24 protein-coding genes are annotated in these 17067 nt (G+C 63.7%); 13 read left to right on the forward strand and 11 right to left on the reverse strand.

Features of this window, described 5'->3' with window-relative positions; translation table 11 throughout:
• Positions 1-117: 117 nt before the first annotated feature.
• Complete coding sequence (locus tag NKG60_RS03200; protein ID WP_352867700.1) at positions 118-870, reverse strand: tryptophan 2,3-dioxygenase family protein; 753 nt, start codon at positions 868-870, stop codon at positions 118-120.
• Positions 871-1027: 157 nt separating this feature from the next.
• On the opposite strand from NKG60_RS03200, the gene NKG60_RS03205 reads away from it, so the two are divergent.
• Positions 1028-1504, forward strand: coding sequence for an Lrp/AsnC family transcriptional regulator (locus NKG60_RS03205; RefSeq protein ID WP_245274655.1), 477 nt, complete (start codon positions 1028-1030; stop codon positions 1502-1504).
• A 5-nt stretch (positions 1505-1509) separates the two neighbouring features.
• On the opposite strand, the gene NKG60_RS03210 is transcribed toward NKG60_RS03205, so the two are convergent.
• On the reverse strand, positions 1510-1983 hold the full coding sequence (locus NKG60_RS03210) for an Lrp/AsnC family transcriptional regulator (protein ID WP_352867698.1): 474 nt from the start codon (positions 1981-1983) through the stop codon (positions 1510-1512).
• 110 nt (positions 1984-2093) lie between these two features.
• Between NKG60_RS03210 and NKG60_RS03215 the strand changes: the two genes are divergently transcribed.
• Positions 2094-2660 (forward strand): RBBP9/YdeN family alpha/beta hydrolase, encoded by a 567-nt coding sequence (locus NKG60_RS03215; RefSeq protein ID WP_352867696.1) that lies wholly within the window; start codon positions 2094-2096, stop codon positions 2658-2660.
• A 61-nt stretch (positions 2661-2721) separates the two neighbouring features.
• Here the strand turns inward: NKG60_RS03215 and NKG60_RS03220 are convergent, their stop codons facing one another.
• Positions 2722-3681, reverse strand: a complete 960-nt coding sequence (locus NKG60_RS03220) for a prohibitin family protein (RefSeq protein WP_352867694.1) — start codon at positions 3679-3681, stop codon at positions 2722-2724.
• A gap of 122 nt (positions 3682-3803) precedes the next feature.
• Positions 3804-3974, reverse strand: a complete 171-nt coding sequence (locus NKG60_RS03225) for a hypothetical protein (protein WP_352867693.1) — start codon at positions 3972-3974, stop codon at positions 3804-3806.
• On the opposite strand from NKG60_RS03225, the gene NKG60_RS03230 reads away from it, so the two are divergent.
• From NKG60_RS03230 to NKG60_RS03250, 5 genes are all read left to right on the forward strand, one after another.
• The gene (locus NKG60_RS03230) at positions 3973-4344 is read left to right on the forward strand and encodes a hypothetical protein (RefSeq protein ID WP_352867691.1); all 372 of its coding nucleotides are present in this window, start codon (positions 3973-3975) and stop codon (positions 4342-4344) included. The genes NKG60_RS03225 and NKG60_RS03230 overlap by 2 nt on opposite strands.
• Complete coding sequence (locus NKG60_RS03235; RefSeq protein WP_352661393.1) at positions 4341-4649, forward strand: hypothetical protein; 309 nt, start codon at positions 4341-4343, stop codon at positions 4647-4649. The genes NKG60_RS03230 and NKG60_RS03235 overlap by 4 nt, the downstream gene beginning before the upstream one ends.
• 11 nt (positions 4650-4660) lie before the next feature.
• Entirely contained in the window at positions 4661-4843 is a 183-nt protein-coding gene (locus NKG60_RS03240) for a DUF3606 domain-containing protein (protein ID WP_352490958.1), read from the forward strand.
• A gap of 232 nt (positions 4844-5075) precedes the next feature.
• On the forward strand, positions 5076-5258 hold the full coding sequence (locus NKG60_RS03245; protein ID WP_352867688.1) for a hypothetical protein: 183 nt from the start codon (positions 5076-5078) through the stop codon (positions 5256-5258).
• 43 nt (positions 5259-5301) lie between these two features.
• Positions 5302-5913: a hypothetical protein gene (locus NKG60_RS03250; RefSeq protein ID WP_352661400.1), complete on the forward strand. Its 612-nt coding sequence runs from the start codon at positions 5302-5304 to the stop codon at positions 5911-5913.
• A gap of 15 nt (positions 5914-5928) precedes the next feature.
• Here the strand turns inward: NKG60_RS03250 and NKG60_RS03255 are convergent, their stop codons facing one another.
• Positions 5929-6834 carry a S1C family serine protease gene (locus NKG60_RS03255; protein WP_023675699.1) on the reverse strand — a complete coding sequence of 302 codons (906 nt, stop codon included), beginning with the start codon at positions 6832-6834 and terminating at the stop codon, positions 5929-5931.
• 259 nt (positions 6835-7093) lie between these two features.
• Here NKG60_RS03255 and yghU point away from each other — a divergent pair, with 259 nt between their 5' ends.
• The gene (gene yghU, locus NKG60_RS03260; RefSeq protein WP_352661403.1) at positions 7094-7981 is read left to right on the forward strand and encodes a glutathione-dependent disulfide-bond oxidoreductase; all 888 of its coding nucleotides are present in this window, start codon (positions 7094-7096) and stop codon (positions 7979-7981) included.
• On the opposite strand, the gene NKG60_RS03265 is transcribed toward yghU, so the two are convergent.
• The 3 genes from NKG60_RS03265 to NKG60_RS03275 form a co-directional block, all read right to left on the reverse strand.
• Positions 7978-8781, reverse strand: a complete 804-nt coding sequence (locus NKG60_RS03265; protein ID WP_352661406.1) for a hypothetical protein — start codon at positions 8779-8781, stop codon at positions 7978-7980. The genes yghU and NKG60_RS03265 overlap by 4 nt on opposite strands.
• 377 nt (positions 8782-9158) lie before the next feature.
• On the reverse strand, positions 9159-10259 hold the full coding sequence (locus NKG60_RS03270) for a KamA family radical SAM protein (RefSeq protein WP_352662341.1): 1101 nt from the start codon (positions 10257-10259) through the stop codon (positions 9159-9161).
• Between the two features lie 213 nt (positions 10260-10472).
• Positions 10473-10643 carry a hypothetical protein gene (locus NKG60_RS03275; protein ID WP_023675693.1) on the reverse strand — a complete coding sequence of 57 codons (171 nt, stop codon included), beginning with the start codon at positions 10641-10643 and terminating at the stop codon, positions 10473-10475.
• A gap of 125 nt (positions 10644-10768) precedes the next feature.
• On the opposite strand from NKG60_RS03275, the gene NKG60_RS03280 reads away from it, so the two are divergent.
• On the forward strand, positions 10769-11200 hold the full coding sequence (locus NKG60_RS03280) for an SAM-dependent methyltransferase (RefSeq protein ID WP_352661409.1): 432 nt from the start codon (positions 10769-10771) through the stop codon (positions 11198-11200).
• 59 nt (positions 11201-11259) lie between these two features.
• On the opposite strand, the gene NKG60_RS03285 is transcribed toward NKG60_RS03280, so the two are convergent.
• Positions 11260-12882: an ABC-F family ATP-binding cassette domain-containing protein gene (locus tag NKG60_RS03285; RefSeq protein ID WP_352661412.1), complete on the reverse strand. Its 1623-nt coding sequence runs from the start codon at positions 12880-12882 to the stop codon at positions 11260-11262.
• Between the two features lie 162 nt (positions 12883-13044).
• Complete coding sequence (locus NKG60_RS03290) at positions 13045-13596, reverse strand: cysteine hydrolase family protein (protein ID WP_352661415.1); 552 nt, start codon at positions 13594-13596, stop codon at positions 13045-13047.
• 162 nt (positions 13597-13758) lie between these two features.
• On the opposite strand from NKG60_RS03290, the gene NKG60_RS03295 reads away from it, so the two are divergent.
• A complete protein-coding gene (locus NKG60_RS03295) occupies positions 13759-14310 on the forward strand; it encodes a DUF4019 domain-containing protein (protein WP_352661418.1) in 552 nt (183 codons plus the stop codon).
• A 208-nt stretch (positions 14311-14518) separates the two neighbouring features.
• On the opposite strand, the gene NKG60_RS03300 is transcribed toward NKG60_RS03295, so the two are convergent.
• Complete coding sequence (locus tag NKG60_RS03300) at positions 14519-15424, reverse strand: LysR family transcriptional regulator (protein ID WP_352662345.1); 906 nt, start codon at positions 15422-15424, stop codon at positions 14519-14521.
• 100 nt (positions 15425-15524) lie between these two features.
• On the opposite strand from NKG60_RS03300, the gene NKG60_RS03305 reads away from it, so the two are divergent.
• The 3 genes from NKG60_RS03305 (at position 15525) to NKG60_RS03315 (ending at position 17064) form a co-directional block, all read left to right on the forward strand.
• The gene (locus tag NKG60_RS03305) at positions 15525-16265 is read left to right on the forward strand and encodes an SDR family oxidoreductase (RefSeq protein ID WP_352661420.1); all 741 of its coding nucleotides are present in this window, start codon (positions 15525-15527) and stop codon (positions 16263-16265) included.
• Between the two features lie 34 nt (positions 16266-16299).
• Positions 16300-16503 (forward strand): tautomerase family protein, encoded by a 204-nt coding sequence (locus NKG60_RS03310; protein ID WP_352661422.1) that lies wholly within the window; start codon positions 16300-16302, stop codon positions 16501-16503.
• A gap of 96 nt (positions 16504-16599) precedes the next feature.
• The gene (locus NKG60_RS03315; RefSeq protein ID WP_352661425.1) at positions 16600-17064 is read left to right on the forward strand and encodes a GFA family protein; all 465 of its coding nucleotides are present in this window, start codon (positions 16600-16602) and stop codon (positions 17062-17064) included.
• The last annotated feature ends 3 nt before the right edge of the window (positions 17065-17067 follow it).

Genomic DNA, 17067 nt, shown 5'->3' on the forward strand with positions numbered 1-17067 from the left:
GTCATTCAACCCTCCTTCGGCTTTTCCGGCCGAAATAGAATCGAGCTTCGCCGCAAAGCGCAACCCAGATGTGTGAATGCGATAGGCTTCGCGCGGGCGAGGAACCCAAGTCTGGAACTACCCCACCTTGGCCCCCGGCTGGCTGATCGGCTCCCGTACCGTTCCATACTGGCTGCCCCAGCGGTCGGTCATCGTCCAGCGTATATCCCAGAGTTCCGGAAAGAAGCGGTGGCGGGCGCCGGCCTCCAGCAATTCGACCGGCCGGCCCTTCAGCGATTTGGCACCGAGCCCGATGGTGCGGTGGATGAGATAGAGATGGTTGGCACGGAATTTCTGGAACAGCTCGTCGAACTCGACCAGCGCTTCGGCAACGACATAGCTGTCGCCGTGATCGTAGCCGGCATCGTAGACGTCCTCGACCGAGAGGCCGCGGCCGTCGAGGTATGACGCCTTGAAGGCCCGCCACAGATCGGGCGGCAGGCGCAACAGCTGCTTGAAGCCCGGCGATTCCTGACCGCTGCCATTGCCGAGCTGCAGCCGGATCTGCTGGTACTCCTTGGGCGACATGGTTTCGAGCAGGTCGAGCTGCGCCGTCATCATGCGCATCAGCCGATGCACGCGCCCCATCAGCGTGATGATGCGATGCGTGTCCTGCCTTTCCAGGAAATCGACGACATCGACCAACGTGTAGGCGATGAGCTTCATCCACAGCTCCTCGACCTGGTGCACGATCTGGAACTGCAGCTCGTCGGCATTGACCATCTCGGCCAGCGGCTTCTGGCAGGCGAGCAGCCTGTCGCATTTGAGGTACACGCCATAGTCGCGCATCTCAGGCGTTTCGATGCGGGCATAATAGTCCTGCTTGTCCATGGCCATGCTCCTTGCCCCGGCCGTTGGACCGCAGGCGCTTGTTGGATCCCGGTCCCCTGAGTCTAATCGCTTTCTTGCCGAACATTGTCCCTTTCTGTTATTCGATTGGCGGGAAACGAAGGACGAAAGTTGTTCCTGAAGCGGCTAGGAAGAACGAATGATGCTGGATGCGGTCGACCGGAAGATCGTCGCGGCGCTCGAACGCGAGGCCCGCATCTCCTTTGCCGCGCTCGCCGATGAGGTCGGCCTGAGCAAGACGCCGTGCTGGAAGCGGGTCAAGGCGCTTGAGGACGCCGGCGTCATCCGCGGCTACTCGACCCGCATCGACCCGGCCAAGCTCGGCTTCGGCATCGAGGCCTTCATCCAGGTGTCGATCGATTTCGAGCTGTCGGACGCCTTCGAGGCGGCGGTCAAAAAGCATCCGCTGATCCGCCGCTGCCACGCCACGACAGGCGAGGCCGACTATCTCCTGCAGATCGTCACCGTCGACATGATGGCGCTCGACAGGATGCTGCGCGAGGAGCTCAGCCGGCTGCCCGGCGTGCGGCGCACGATCACCTCGATGGCGATGCGCGAGATCAAGGGCGGCATCTCGTTCGCCAATGCCGTCGGGCATACGCAGACCAAGCGATAGACCGGTCAGGCCCTGGTCATCAATTCGCGTCCCAGCCGCTTCGGTTGCTCGGCGCGCAGAACCACATTTGTCGTCACCGTGCCGTAGTGGCCGATGCTGTCGACGATGCTTTCAAGATCGGGCGGTGAAGGGACCACGACCTTGACCAGAAAACAGTCCTCGCCGGTCACCCGCAGCACCTCGACCACCTCCGGCAATTGGGCGAACTTCTTCAGGCAGGCCTGGATATGCTCATGCGTGGTGCGCAAGCGGATGACCGCCATGGTGCCGAGCCCGAGCGCTGCCGAATTGATCACCGCCTTGTAACCGGTGATGACGCCGCGCTCCTCCAGCCGCTTCACCCGTTCCGAGGTGGCGGGCTGGGACAGGCCGACGCGGCGGCCAAGCTCGGAGATGCCGATGCGGCCGTCCTCCTGCATGATCTCGATGATCGCCAGATCGGTGGGATCGAACCTTGGCCGATAATCGCCGTTCCGCATGATCGCCTTTAATCCATCGGATTTCTTCGCTGCTTTCCGATGATCTCCCATTCCGCCGCCCGGGAGAAGACCTAGAATTTGCGCGCTGCATCAGGAGAGAAGGCCTTCGCATGACCGACTTCATCATTGTGCCGGGCATCGGCGGATCGGGCAAAGCCCACTGGCAGACGCATTGGCAGCAGGCAAACCCGGCGATGCGGCGGATCAATCCGGCGAGCTGGGACGCGCCGGATTTCGACGACTGGGTGGCTGCGCTGGACACCACTGTGGGCCAGGCAAGGACACCGCCGGTGCTTGTCGCCCATAGCCTCGGCTGTCTGCTCGTCGTACACTGGCAGCGGATCTCCACCCGCGAGATCAGCGGCGCGTTGCTGGTCGCGGTTCCGGACCCGGCGTCGCCGGCCTTCCCCTCCTCCGCCCGGGCCTTCGCCGACGCGCCGCAACAACGGCTTCGCTTTCCGTCGCTGATTGTCGCCAGCACCAACGATCCCTACGGCTCGCTGGACTATGTCAGGGCGAAATCCGAGCGCTGGGGCAGCGATCTCCATATCGCCGGGCCGCTTGGCCACATCAATGGCGACAGCGGTCTCGGCGACTGGCCGGCGGGAATGGAACTGCTGGCTGCTTTTCTCAGGCAAACGCAAGCAATCGCCCGAGGCGCCGTGCTTCAACCCTGACCGCACTGGGACGGCTACCGCGCGGCGGTCCTGATCTGGTTTGCGGCCGCGGCGCCGCGCCTCAGTTCGATGCTGCGGCGGGGGTGCTGAGTTCGAGGAACGGTACGGTGGAGCCCGGGATCATCGACTTCGGCAACTCCCCGTCCCACTTCTCGGCTTTGGTCAGTTCGACCAGCAGCGGATTGTTGGCGATTGCGGCGGCGCGAGCCTTGATGGCGCCCGCGGTCGCATCGCCTTCGACCCTGGTCTTGTAGGCGCTGGCCTCGGCTTCGGCCTTGACGCTGTCGGCGCGACCCTTGGCCTGGGTGACGGCGATGTCGGCCTTGATCTTTTCCTGCTGCAGGTTCTGTTCTTGCTTCTGCACCTCGACCTGCGCCGTCATCCTGGCTTCGACCGCCTGCTCGTAGGCATCGGAGAAATCGATGTTCTCGACCTGCACGCTATCGATCATCACCGGGCCGTCGGTTACCGCCGCGATGGCCTCGGCGACGTCCTTGTTGAACTTCGCCCGGTTCTGGATCACCGACACCGCGTCGTACTGGCCGAACACCGTCTTGATCTCCTGCGGTGCTTTCCTGGCAATGACACGGTCGGCCAGTGCCTCGATCGACCCGTAATTGGTGTAGACGTTGCTGACTTCGGCGGCCGGCACGTGGAAGTTGACGGTGACGCGCATGTCGGCCGGCTGCTGGTCGCGCGAATAGGCCTGCATGGCCGGCAGGCCGCTGCAATCGTTCTGGTTTTCGCAGCCCCATTTGAGCACCTGCTGGCGCAGGCTGATCTTCTCGACGCGCTGCAGCCACGGCAGCTTGAAATGCAGTCCGGGATCGACGACCGAACTCAGCGCCCCGTTGGTCAAGAGCACGCCGCGGTCGCCCTGGTCGATCGTATACCAGGACCCAAACAGCGCAAAGACGCCGAGCGCCACGACGACGAGTGCGATCAGGCCGGAACCGATCGACCCCGATGCCGTCCCCGGCTTGCCCTGCGGACGGCCTGAATTGCCTTGCGTTTCGGTCATTGCCCCACCCCAACCTGATTGCCCGTGCTGCTTTTGCCCACAATAGTGGCGGCATTGCAATCCTCTGGACATGGAAGGGCCTTCGCGCCGGCCGGCCGGACCGGCGGGGTGGTTCAGACTGGCTAGCGGATTTCCCCTGCAGCCGCGGCAGCGGGCTGGTGCGCGTTGCCTGGCGTCTCCTTCTGCCGTTCGGCATCGCTTTTGCGCTTCGGGCAATCCTCGTAGTCGTGGTCGCGCCCGCCGCAGTAGGAGCAGCATTTTGCCGGCGCGTCGGAGCGAAGCATCGTTGGCATGCACAAGAATGCACGAAACCCGACAGATTGCGAAGGCTTGCGCACCGGCAACGTCGATTTCGCCACGGAACCGCTGCCGCCGCATGAAAGTTATCTGCTCATTGCAACCGGAGCACAGGACATGGCCGACGACCCGAACCGCTACGAGACCGGAGCGAGGAAATATCCGGCAAAGACGAGCCCCGACGCGGCCGACGAATTCTCGCAGGATGCGGCCGGCAACAAGCCACCGCCCGGCGGCATGGGATTGACCAGGCCGGCTGACGATTTCGACGACAAGACCCGGCATTCGGAGGGCCAGAACCCGCCCCGCGCAGCGATCCGGCCAGACGGCACCGCCAAGAAGCCCGGCAAGGACGCAAGACGATGAACGTCGCCAATCTCCAGCTCGAAGGACTGATGATGGCGATCGCGGCCGTCAACAACGCGCTGGTCCACAAGGGCCTGCTGTCGGTCGACGAGGTCGACATCGCGTTGCGCCGGGCCGAGGCGGCGATGACCAGCGACGAGCGTCTCTATGAAGACATGTCGCCATCCAACCGCGACGCCGTCTGCTTTCCGCTCAGGCTGCTGCAGGCGGCCAACAATGCCCAGGGTGAAACCGGCGTACCGTCCTTTGCCGAACTGGCCAGGATGGTCGGCCGGACCAAGGAGCCCTATAACGACCAGATGTGATGGAGGACGCCATGGCCGACGACAAATCCAAGACCAAGCAGGATCGCAAACTGGTCTCCAGCGAAGAGCCTTACGAGGTCGCTGCTTTTGCCCGCAAATACGGCATACCGCAAAGCGAGGCCGCAACCATCATCAAGCGTTACGGCCCCTCGAGGAGGAAGCTCGACGCGCATATGGCTAGCCGCAACGCCTGATCCAATTTTGGCGGCGGCCTCCGTTCACGCCAGAAGCGTCCCTGCCCTGCCGCCTTGTCGAGCGTATCGGCACCATCGGCCCGGTGCGGGCCGCTGCTCGTCGCGTCGCGGCTGCGGGATTCAACGCCTGGTTTTGACAGCCGCGGAATACTCTCGCGGCGCAACAACTCATTTACCTCGACACTGTACCAGTCCTGTGAGCAAAGCCGGGGGTCGGATGCAGGAACAACTATTGCGCTATGAATGTGTCATGGAGCCGAACGGCCGATGGATGGTGTGGGACATCGTTCATGATCTGCCGGCGCAATTTTCGGAAATCGCGCTGATCGGCCTGAGCCGTCGTGAAGCGGTTTCGCTCTGCCGGCTGCTCAACGAGACGAGCCGTTCCGAGATGCGGCAGAGCCGGGCCTCCTGAGAAGCGCTTGCGTCTCAGGCCTGCCCAAGCTCGGGGGATTTACATGCGATCGACAATATTCGGTCTGGTCCTGCTGCTGCCGGCCGCCGCCCTGGCGGAGCCGATCGAGACCCAGAAGATCATCACGGCGGCGACCGGCGACTGGAACGGCGACGGCGCCGCCGATCTGGCAATGATCGTCGAGACCGAGCCCGGCCATGCCATGGACCTGCATTTGTTCCTCAGGGACCGCGACGGCGATTTTCTCAGACCTGCCGGGGTCGTGCATGAACAGATTTACGGTGAATGGAAGAACTACGACCGGCCGGGCCCCGCCACATCCGACACCGAGCCCGAACTCACCGTGCTCCCCAACGGCTCGATCAAGCTCTATATCCCGGCGATGGAGATCGGCAGCGAGCGGACCAACAAGACGCTGACGCTCGCCTGGCGCAACGGCACGTTCGTCGTCGCCGGTTTCGCCTACGAATATTGGGATTACATGGACGACAATGTTGCCGGCGACTGCGACTACAATGTGCTGACCGGCAAGGGCAAAAGCAGCAAGAAACTGGCGGACGGCACCACCGGGCAAGCGACTGTATCGGTCGAAGGCAAGGTCATCCCATTTGCGGAATGGACCCCGGGCACTGGCTTCAGCGCTTGCGGAGAGTGAGAGGTTTCGGTTGCCTCACTGCAGCGGCGGCTTCCACAGCAGGCTGTTGCGATCGGCGGACTTGACGCGCAGCCAGGTTTCGCGGCCGTCGCGCAGCACCCGGAGCGGGATCTCGGCGCCCGCCGGGCCGCTCTTCCAAAGCTTGCGATAAAAATCGGCAAGCCCGTCGACCGCCGTGTCGCGGACATCCGAGATGACGTCGCCTTGGCGAAGGCCCGCCTGGGCGGCCGGACCGCCCTCGGCGACGCTCATCACCACGACCTTGCCGTCGCTCTCGGCCGAGAAGGCGCCGAGCCAGGGCCGCGGCGGCCTGGCAACCTGCCCGCGCGTCAGCAGATCGTCGAGGATGGGCGGCAGCAGATCGATCGGCACAACCATGTTGATGTCGGCGACCTCACCGTTGCGGCTCATCTGCAGGCGCAGCGAACCGATGCCGAGCAGCCTGCCATCCGCGCCGATCAGGCCGGCGCCGCCCCATGAGGGGTGAGCCGGCGCCGTGAAGATCGCCTCGTCGAGCAGATATTCCCAATAGCCGGCGAATTCCTGCTTGGTGACGATCCGCGCCCGCACGGAACGGCCGACGCCGTCGGCGAGCACGACGGGATCGCCGATCTTCGCCCTGGACGCATCGCCGAGCGCAATGGCGGGCAGCCCGAGCGGCGCCAGCGCCTGCACCAGGCCGAAGCCCGATTCCTGGTCGTAGGCGAGCGCATGGGCGGGAACCACGCGCCCGTCCTGGTCGGCCAGCCAGACCTCTTCGGCCTCGGTAATAAGATAGCCGATGGTGAGTACCAGCCCGTCGCCGCGGATGACCACGCCGCTGCCCTCGCGGCGGGTGCCAAGTGTGTTTGCCGTGAAGGCGTCCTCCGGCACGGTGGCGCGGACGGCCACGATGGATCGCAAAAGGGGTTCGATATTCATGCTTTGGTTCCTGGCAATGTTCGCAGGCTGATATGGGCTATAGGTATGGCGCAGGTGATCAGGCGCAAGAGGTGGCGCCGGCTTTGGCGTGGACCGGCGCCGCGCCGTTCGCGCCGGGGTTTTGCAACAGCGCCGGCAGCCCTATCTGTACCTACGGCTATCCCAAGCTGCCCTATGCAAAGTTCCTCCGCCCTTACCCAAGTTGATATCTGATGTCCTCCCCAATCCTCCCAACCCAACCCTTCCAAAGGCCTCCCGAATGAACGACTACGCAACGGACCAATACACCCCGCCAAAAGTCTGGACCTGGAACAAGCCAAATGGCGGCGCCTTCGCCAGCATCAACCGGCCGATTGCCGGCCCGACGCATGACAAGCAACTGCCGGTCGGCAAGCATCCGCTGCAGCTTTATTCGCTGGCGACACCGAACGGCGTCAAGGTGACGATCATGCTGGAGGAACTTCTGGCGCTCGGCCACAGCGGCGCCGAATACGACGCCTGGCTTATCAGGATCAACGACGGCGACCAGTTCGGCAGCGGCTTCGTCGAGGTCAACCCCAACTCGAAGATCCCGGCCATGATGGACCGCAGTGGGAAAAAGCCGGTCCGCATCTTCGAATCCGGCTCGATCCTGCTCTACCTCGCCGAAAAATTCGGCGAATTCCTGCCGACGGAGCAGCCGGCTCGCGCCGAGACCCTGTCATGGCTGTTCTGGCAGATGGGCTCGGCGCCCTATCTGGGTGGCGGCTTCGGCCATTTCTACGCCTATGCGCCGACGAAGATCGAATATGCTATCGACCGCTTCGCCATGGAAACCAAGCGGCAGATGGACGTGCTCGACCGGCGCCTCGCCGAAAGCGAGTATTTAGGCGGCAGCGACTACACGATTGCCGACATTGCGGTGTGGCCCTGGTATGGCGGGCTGGCCAAGGGCCGCATGTATGATGATTCCGGCGAGTTCCTGCAGGTGGAGCAGTACAAGAACGTGCAGCGCTGGGCCGACGCCATCGACGCGCGGCCGGCGGTCAAGCGCGGCCGCATGGTCAACCGCACCTTCGGCGAGCCTTCGATGCAGCTGCACGAGCGCCATGACGCCAGCGATTTCGAGACCAAGACGCAAGACAAGCTCGCGGCGGCCAAAAGCTAAGCGGACGACGCGCCGATCTCCCGCCTTGTAGGGGAGATCGGCAGCTTCGGTCGACTGCTCAAGCCCGTCTCCACCGCCGCCATCCACAGCCGGTCGATGCTGGCCAGGAATTTCTCGTCGAGTTTGTCGAGGTGCTTCCAGTACATGCCGTCCTCGAAGAAATAGCCGAGTTCCTTCTCGATCCTCTCGGCCTCCTCCGCCTGATCGAGCCGCAGGCCGGCAAGCATCTCGGCCTTCATTTCCGAAAGCTGCGAGGAAGAAAGCGCGCCGAGTTCGTCGAGCGTCAGCCGCGGGAAGATCAGCCGGCTGCGCGGCAGGTCGGATAGGTTGACGCACAGGCAGCCGCGCCTGAGCGCATGGATGAGCAGGCGAGCCGACTTCGCCTCGAGGTTGCGCAGGGTGACGTCGTTGCGAAGCGGATCGGCGCGGCCGACGCCGTAAAAATGCGTGTTGCCGGGCTGGTCGTAGATCATGTCGCAGCCAAGGAATGCCAGCACGTCCGGCTTCTGGCTGTGGATCGTCCAGTGGGCCGCCGTCATCGACATGGTGCCGCCGGCATAGACGAAGCCGCGAAAGCTGTTTTGCGCCGGCACGTAATGTGAGGCGCTGAAGATCTGCGCCTGCTGCAGGGGATCGCCTTGCGGCATCCGCTCCGCCGGGAAATCGCCGGCATGGACGAGGAAATCCCAGTCGGGGCGCACGCGCCAGGCGTTGTTGATGGCGACGATCTTGCCGAAGGCCTGCTTGGGCCAGGCCGCGCAGCGCACCACATCCGGGGCGCTGCCGATCAGCAAGATCACGTTTGGCGTTCCGTCGATCACCACAACCCTCTCGACCGGCCGAAATGCGTCTCGATGCCGCCAGGTTGAACAGCTTTATAGCCTCAGCGCCGCACCGAAACACCGGCCGGATTTAGGCTGACATCAACAAAAGGGAGCTTTGCCAGCCGGTTATAAAATGTGGCCTTAGGCACCGTCGTACAAGCAGCAGGCAGGTTTTCCCGCTAGCCCAAAAACGACGACATCAGTTGGGCGATATATATTAGTTGACTAAACTAGCGGAACGTCCAATGCACATTCCCAGAACCGAACATGTCCTGTCTAGACCATGATATCTATATGGGACATTACTATATAAGCTGAACGCGACCTCGACGGTTCGGCGGCTGAGCGTCCCCCTACTCCCCAGCAACCTCGCTATACACCCTCGCAACCCCATCAAGCCCACGGATTCGCCACGTCTCCCCGTCTCGCGCCTCGAGATGCGACGGGCCGAGCGGCACTTTCCCTCCGCCGTCCGGCAGGTCCAGCACGTAGACGGGATTGCAGATACCCGACAGGCGCGCACGCAAGGCGCTGACCAGCGCCTGGCCCTCGGCGATCGTGGTGCGCCGGTGCGCCATTCCGCGCACGAGATCGCCGTGGTGCAAGTAATAGGGTTTGACGCCAAGGCGATACATCAGCTCGCGGCACAGCTCTTCCAGCACCTCGACCGTATCGTTCACGCCTTTCAGCAGAACGCTCTGGTTCAGCAGCACGAAGCCGCCCTGCCGCAACGTGCGGCAGGCCCGCTCGGTCGCCTCCGTGATTTCGCGCGGATGGTTGAAATGAGTGACGACCGTGACCATCAGCCGGCCCTGCAAGGCTTGAACCAGCCCGCCGGTGACGCGCGACGGCAGCGCGACCGGCACGCGGGTGTGAATGCGCAACAGCCGCACATGCGGAACCGCCTCGACGCGGGCGCGGATTTCCGCCAGCGCCTTATCCGGCAAGGACAGCGGGTCGCCGCCGGTCAGGATCACCTCGCGGATTTCCGGATGGGCCGCGATATAGGCGAAGGCCGGCTCCAGCGCCTCGCGCGAAAAGCCGCGGCCGATCGACGTCAGTTGCTCCTTGCGGAAGCAGAACCGGCAATAGACCGCGCATTGATAGGTCGGGAACAACAGAACCCGGTCGGCATGTCGATGCGTCAATCGCGGCACCGGACTGAAGGCGTGGTCGGCGATCGGATCGTCGAGCTCGCCCTCCTGCTCTGCCAGTTCGTCGGGCGACGGGATGACCTGAAGCCGTATCGGGTCGGCGGGGTCGTTCCAGTCGATCAGGTCGAGATAGGCTTTGGGAATGCGAACCTTGTGGCGCGTGGCCGCGGCTTCGGCCGCCGCCCGCTCGGCCGGCGACAGCGGCAGAGAATCCAGATCGCCTATATGCCGCACGCCCTCGCGAACATCGTCCTGCCATGCGGCATCCGCCTCGCGTGCGCGCTCGTCATCGGCTGCCATGCCGGCCGCATCGACCGCCATGCCGGCGTCGGGGATGTCGGGATGTGAGGTCATCGCAGGCTCCTTGAATTTCGGGCCGGGGTACAGCATTGGAGCCAGGACTTGAAGGCAATAACGGATGCTTGGCCGGGTTGGAGGGCGCGGCAGGAAGCCACAACCGGCCACTGATCAGAACAATCACCTACATTGCTGACGCAAAACATTAGCTTGCTCTTATATTAGCTTGAGCGTATACACATAAACGGCCGGTGATCTACCCCCCAACCGGTTAGGCTCGGCGCCAGTTCCCTCCCTACCCCTCAGGTCAACGACGCCGGGCCGCTCGGGGTCCGCCCGGTCGCCCGCGGTCGAGACCGGATCGTCGACCTCTTCGATGTCGATCATTCCCCCCTCCTCAACCAGTACCCAAAACACCAGCTGACCCCATCGGCAATGCCCGCGTCTCTCGGCCTTCCCGTCGCCGGGCGTGGTCGCTAATCTCGGATCGCGAAAAAGCTGGAGAAGAGGGTATGGCGAACGACTTGTCGCCAAGGCTTTTGGCCATCGTCGATGCGCTGCCCTTGCGGCAGGGCATGCGAGTGCTGGAGATCGGCTGCGGACCAGGTGCTGCAGCGCGCGAGATCGCGCGCCGGATCGGCGGCGGGCACGTGCTGGCGATCGACCGCTCGGCCAAGGCCATCGCGCAGGCCGGGGCCGCCTCACGCGCCGAGATTGCGGCAGGCCGGCTGAGCCTTCGCCAGGTAGCCATCGAGGATTTCGAGTTGGAGGCGGACGAGAAGCACTTCGACATTGCCGTTGCGGTGCGCGTCGGCGCGCTGGACGGGCGTCATCCCGAAGCAGGAAAAATCGCCCTGCAACGGCTCAAGGCGGCGTTGACCGCGCAAGGCCGGCTGTTCATCGACGGCGGCGATCCGCTGCGCGAAATTGCGATACATGGCTGAGCAGCTCATGCTTGGCCTCCGGAATCGAGCGTCTATGTGACCGTGCGGCAGAGCCGGCCTCAGCTCCGCAACCCCGGCGCCTCCTGCCCGGTGCGCTCGACATATTCGGTATAGCCGCCGCCATAGGTGTGGATGCCCTCGGGCGTCAGTTCCAGCACCCGGTTCGACAGCGCCGCCAGGAAATGGCGGTCATGCGAGACGAACAGCATGGTTCCCTCGTACTGCGACAGTGCCGTGATCAGCATCTCCTTGGTGGCGATGTCGAGGTGGTTGGTCGGCTCGTCCAGCACCAGCAAATTGGGCGGATCGAACAGCATCAGCGCCATCACCAGACGCGCCTTCTCGCCGCCCGACAGCACGCGGCATTTCTTCTCGATCTCGTCGCCGGAAAAGCCAAAGCAGCCGGCCAGCGCCCTGAGCGGCGCCTGGCCGGCCTGCGGAAATGCGTCTTCCAGTGTCTGGAACACGGTGCGCTCGCCTTCCAGCACTTCCATGGCGTGCTGGGCGAAATAGCCCATCTTGACGCTCGGCCCGCGCGCCACCGTACCATTATCCGGCTCGGACGCGCCGGCCACCAGCTTCAGCAGCGTCGACTTGCCGGCGCCGTTGACGCCCATGATGCACCAGCGCTCGCGGCGGCGCACCTGAAAATCCAATCCCTCGTAGATCGAGCGGCTGCCATAGCCCTTGTGCACGTTCTTCAGCGTCACCACGTCCTCGCCGCAGCGCGGCGCCGGCTGGAAATCGAACGACACCTTCTGGCGCCGCTTGGGCGGCTCGACACGGTCGATCTTGTCCAGCTTCTTCACCCGGCTCTGCACCTGGGCGGCATGTGACGCCCGCGCCTTGAAGCGCTCGATGAAGGCGATCTCCTTGGCCAGCATCGCCTGCTGGCGCTCGAACTGCGCCTGCTGCTGCCGGTCGGCAATCGCCCGCTGCTGCTGGTAGAATTCGTAGTTGCCGGAGTAGGCAGTCAGCGAGCCGCCGTCGATCTCGACCACCTTGTTGACGATGCGGTTCATGAACTCGCGGTCGTGCGAGGTCATCAGCAGCGCGCCGTCATAGTTCTTCAGGAACTGCTCCAGCCAGATCAGGCTTTCCAGGTCGAGATGGTTGCTCGGTTCGTCGAGCAGCATGGCGTCGGGCCGCATCAAAAGGATCCTGGCGAGCGCCACGCGCATTTTCCAGCCGCCGGACAGCTTGCCGACGTCGCCGTCCATCATCTCCTGGCTGAAGCCTAACCCGTCCAGCACCTCGCGCGCACGCCCATCCAGCGCGTAGCCGTCGAGCTCCTCGAAGCGGTGCTGCGCCTCGCCGTAGCGGGCGATGATCTCGTCCATCTCACCGGCGCGATCGGGGTCGCCCATGGCGTGCTCGAGCTCGCGCATCTCGGCCGCCACTTCGCTCACCGGCCCGGCGCCGTCCATCACTTCGGCAACGGCGCTGCGGCCGGACATGTCGCCGACATCCTGGCTGAAATAGCCGATGGTGACGCCGCGATCGACCGAGACCTGGCCCTCGTCAGGCTGCTCCTCGCCGTTGATCATGCGAAACAGCGTCGTCTTGCCGGCGCCGTTAGGCCCGACCAGCCCGACCTTCTCGCCCTTCTGCAAGGTGGCGGAGGCTTCGATGAAGACGATCTGGCGGCCGTTCTGTTTGCTGATGCTTTCGAGACGAATCATGGTTTTCCGAGAAAGGCCAAAGGAGAGGTCCCGCGCCAATACGCGATAGGCCGCGCCGGCGGAAGCCCGCAAGTGGTGAGGCGCCCCGCGCCAAATTGTCTGAACCCGCCAGTTTCTTCCCGGCTGGATCAGGCTTTGACGGCACGGTGATGAGCCGGCGGATCAGCCGCCGATCAGCACCTTCGTCGTCGCCAGTTTGACCCCGGCGGCGGCAAATGCCGCATTGTGCCGGGCGATGATCTCCGCGGCGGTCTCGCTGGTGGTGTCGAGCGTGCTGTGGGCGTCGGAAACCACGGTGACGCCCAGACCCGCCGCAAAGGCGCCCTTCACCGTGGCCGCCACGCAAAAATCGGTCTGCGCGCCGATCAGAACGACCTCGCTGGCGCCCTGCCCGACCACCCATTCTGCAAGCGCGGCATTGCTGAACGCGTCGCCGACACGCTTGGCGAAAATCGGCTCGTCCTCGGCCTGGCCGAGCGCCGGCCACACCGGCCAGCCCGGCTCACCCGGCTCCAGAGGATCGCCCTGCGGGCCGTCGTGCCTGATGAAGGCGATCTTGCGCCCGCTGCGCCGTGCCCATTCGATCAGCGCGCGGGTGCGGGCAACCATGCCGTCGGCATCATGGATCGGCGGTTCGGCGACACCGTCGAACATGCCGGTCTGAAGATCGATCACGATGAGCGGCGCAGTGGCCGCGGGGCTGGTCCCTGACATGGTTTTTTATAGCACGAGGGCGGGACTGATCAAGGATCAGGGCCGCGATGACGCGCAGGGCAACGGCAGGTGGCTGGAGTTGGAGATATGTGACAGTTCGAAATTCTGGCTATCGGCCGTGACCGGATTGCATTCGTGGCAACCTCCTGCGAAGAAATTACCATGACACATGCAGCCGTAGCTTTCCTTGCGATCGTGACTTCGGTGTTGGTTGCGATCCTACCCGCACAATCACAAGAGTGGACTCCCTCGGAGGACGCGGTTCGAGATGCAACGGAAACGGTTGGTCGCTACTTCCTTTCGCTCGATAACCAAGAGTATGGGCGGGCATACGAAATGATGACTGATACCGCGAAAGCTTTGATCCCATCGAACGCCTTCTTGGAGCAAAGTAAAGATTTTCATTCTCAGGCCGGCGCTGTGCGCGAGCGCCGGCTACTCAAATTCACGTGGTTGAAGGACCCAGCGAACGCTGCCTTTCCCGGCGTTTATGCCGCAGTCGACATAGCGGCGAAGTTTGAAAACATCGATCGTTACTGCGGCTATGTTGTCCTCTATCAGCGGCCGTCAGTTGGAAATTTTCGAGTCATGCGGATCGAAAGCAACTTCATCGACAACGCCACTGCGAAAAGCATTGAAAAGACCCAATCGAAAGTCGAATTGGATCGAGCATGGGCCGAGTTGTCGGCTAACTGTCCGAATTTTCCATCGTGAAGTGAGGCGGTCCGTTTTTGTACGTTCCGCGACCACGGCTTTACGGCTTCCCTCGATCAGCGCAACGATATCGGTGATCTCCTACAGTTTGCCGGCCTTTGGACGCGAACGCAGCGAGAGCGCAGCCTTTGTCCTCGCCCAATCCCGCCCGTCACGGCATATCTCGTCCGATCGCCCTTCGCAAAGTAGCCGGCGGCCCGGTGCACGATCACGCCCGGCCCGATGTCCCATCCTCGCCAAAAATCCCGGTCACCCAGTCGATGAACACGCGTACCCGTGGCGCGAGCTGGCGGTTCTGTGGATAGAGCGCCGACAGCGGTGTCGGCGACGGCGGGTAATCCGGCAGCACTTCGACAAGCGTGCCGCGTGCGAAATCCCCGGCAAAGCGGTAATGCGGCGCCTGCACCAGGCCGAAGCCGAGACGCGCCAGCTCCGCCATCGTGTCGGAGCCGTTGACCGTCACCCGGCTGGGCAGGCTGACATAGCGCAACGCGCCGCCGACGGTGAATTCGAGCGGCATGACCTCGCCGGTCCGCGACGAGCGGAAGCCGACCATCAGATGGCCTTCGAGATCGTCGGGGGTTGCCGGCATACCGTGCTTTTCGAGATAGGCGGGGCTGGCACAGGTGACTTCGCGCAATGTTGCCACCCGCCGCACAATCATGCCGCTGTCGGCCTGTTCGCCGGAACGCAGCACGCAGTCGATGCCCTCGCGCACCAGGTCGACCAGCCGGTCGCCGTCGCCGATATGCAGGTCGATCCCGGGGTAGCGGTCGAGGAATTCGGAGAGCCGCGGCAGGATGAAATGACGAGCCATGAAGCCGTGCACGTCGATCCTCAAAAGGCCCTGCGGTTGCGCCGATTGAAAGCCGGCCTCGGCATCCTCGACATCGGCAAGGATGGCAAGGCAGCGCTGGTAATAGGCCTGGCCGTCCAATGTCGGCCTGACATGACGCGTGGTGCGTTCGAGCAGCCTCACCCCCAGCCGCGCCTCGAGGTCCTTGATCGCTTCGGTGGCGGTCGATCGCGACATCGACAGATCGGCGGCCGCCGCGGTGAAGCTGCCGCGCTCGATCACACGGGCAAGCAGGCGCATCCGGTCGAGACTGTCCATCGCCATTGTTCGCCATATCCGAATGGTGTTGGCAAGTCCCGAGCGATTATCCCGCAGGATTTATCGTCTATTTTCAGCCGACAAGAATCGGAGAGCTGACATGACTACGCGGAATGGAAAGGTGGCGCTGGTAACCGGCGCCTCGAAGGGTATCGGCGCCGAAATTGCCAGGCGGCTGGCACGCGACGGCTTTTCGGTCATCGTCAACTATGCCAGAGGCGCAGAAGCCGCCGAAGGCGTGTTGCGCGAGATCGAGGCTGCAGGCGGCACGGCGATCGCCGTTCAGGCCGATGTCGGCGATCCCAGGGGCGTGGCGCATCTGTTCGACGCAGCCGAGCAGGCCTTTGGCGGCCTCGATGTGCTGGTCAACAATGCCGGCATCATGAAGCTCGCGCCGATAGCGCAGATGGACGACGCTGGTTTCGAGCAGCAGATCGCGGTGAACCTCGGTGGCGTCTTCCGCGGCATGCGCGAGGGCGCAAGAAGGCTGCGCGACGGCGGCCGCATCATCAGCTTCTCGTCCAGCGTGGTCGGGCTCTACCAGCCGACCTACGGTGTCTACGCTGCCTCCAAGGCCGGCGTCGAGGCGATGACCCATGTGCTGGCCAAGGAACTCGGGCCGCGCGGCATCACCGTCAATGTCGTGGCGCCGGGGCCGGTGGCCACCGAGCTGTTCCTCGGCGGCAAGTCCGAGGCACTGGTCGAGACCATCACCAGGATGATCCCGCTCGGGCGGCTCGGCCAGCCCGCCGATATCGCTGGCGTGGTGTCGTTCCTCTCCGGACCGGACAGCGGCTGGGTCAACGGCCAGGTGCTGCGCGCCAATGGCGGCACGGTCTGAATTTATCTCCATCAACCAACAGGAAATCGACATCATGCCGTTTGCAAATTTCAAGGTGCCTGAGCGCGCGCTGTCCGCCGGACAGAAGGAGGACCTCGTCCACAAGACCACAGCCCTGTTCGTCGAGATGTTCGGGGAAGGCGTTCGCCCCTACACGATGGTGCTGATCGAGGAGGTCGCCGATGGCGGCTACGGCCGCGCCGACGTGGTGTTCACGATTCCTGGGCGGAAGACGTGAAGCTGCCGATCTCCCCCTTGCGGGACCGTCAAGGGGGAGATTGCAACTTGCCGGTCGCGCGCTAGATCGCTGGCAGAGGCTAACGCGAGGCCAGCGATGGACGATTGGAAGCTACCTTGGGACGGTGGTTGCCTGTGCGGCGGAATACGCTTTCGCATCAGTGCGCCGCCCTTGCTGACGACGGCGTGTCACTGCACCGGCTGCCAGAAGCTGAGCGCCAGCGCGTATTCCTTGACCATGGCCGTGCCCAGCGACGGTTTCGCCATAACGCAAGGCGAGCCGGTGGTCGGCGGCCTGCACGGCCCGCACCGGCAACTCTATTGCCCGCATTGCAAGAACTGGATGTTCACGCGTCCGCATGGGCTGGACTTTTTCGTCAACGTTCGCGCGACCATGCTGGACGAACATTATTGGTATGTGCCTTTCGTCGAAGTCTTCACGTCGGAAAAGCTGCCCTGGGCTTCGACCGCCGCTACCCACAGTTTCGCTACGCAGCCCGACCTTGAGGGATACGCCCCTTTGATCGAAGCGTTCGCCCGCGAAGCGGCGCGGCCAACCTGACTG

The organism is Mesorhizobium sp. M1428, assembly GCF_040317515.1.
In the GTDB taxonomy this organism is placed as follows: domain Bacteria; phylum Pseudomonadota; class Alphaproteobacteria; order Rhizobiales; family Rhizobiaceae; genus Mesorhizobium.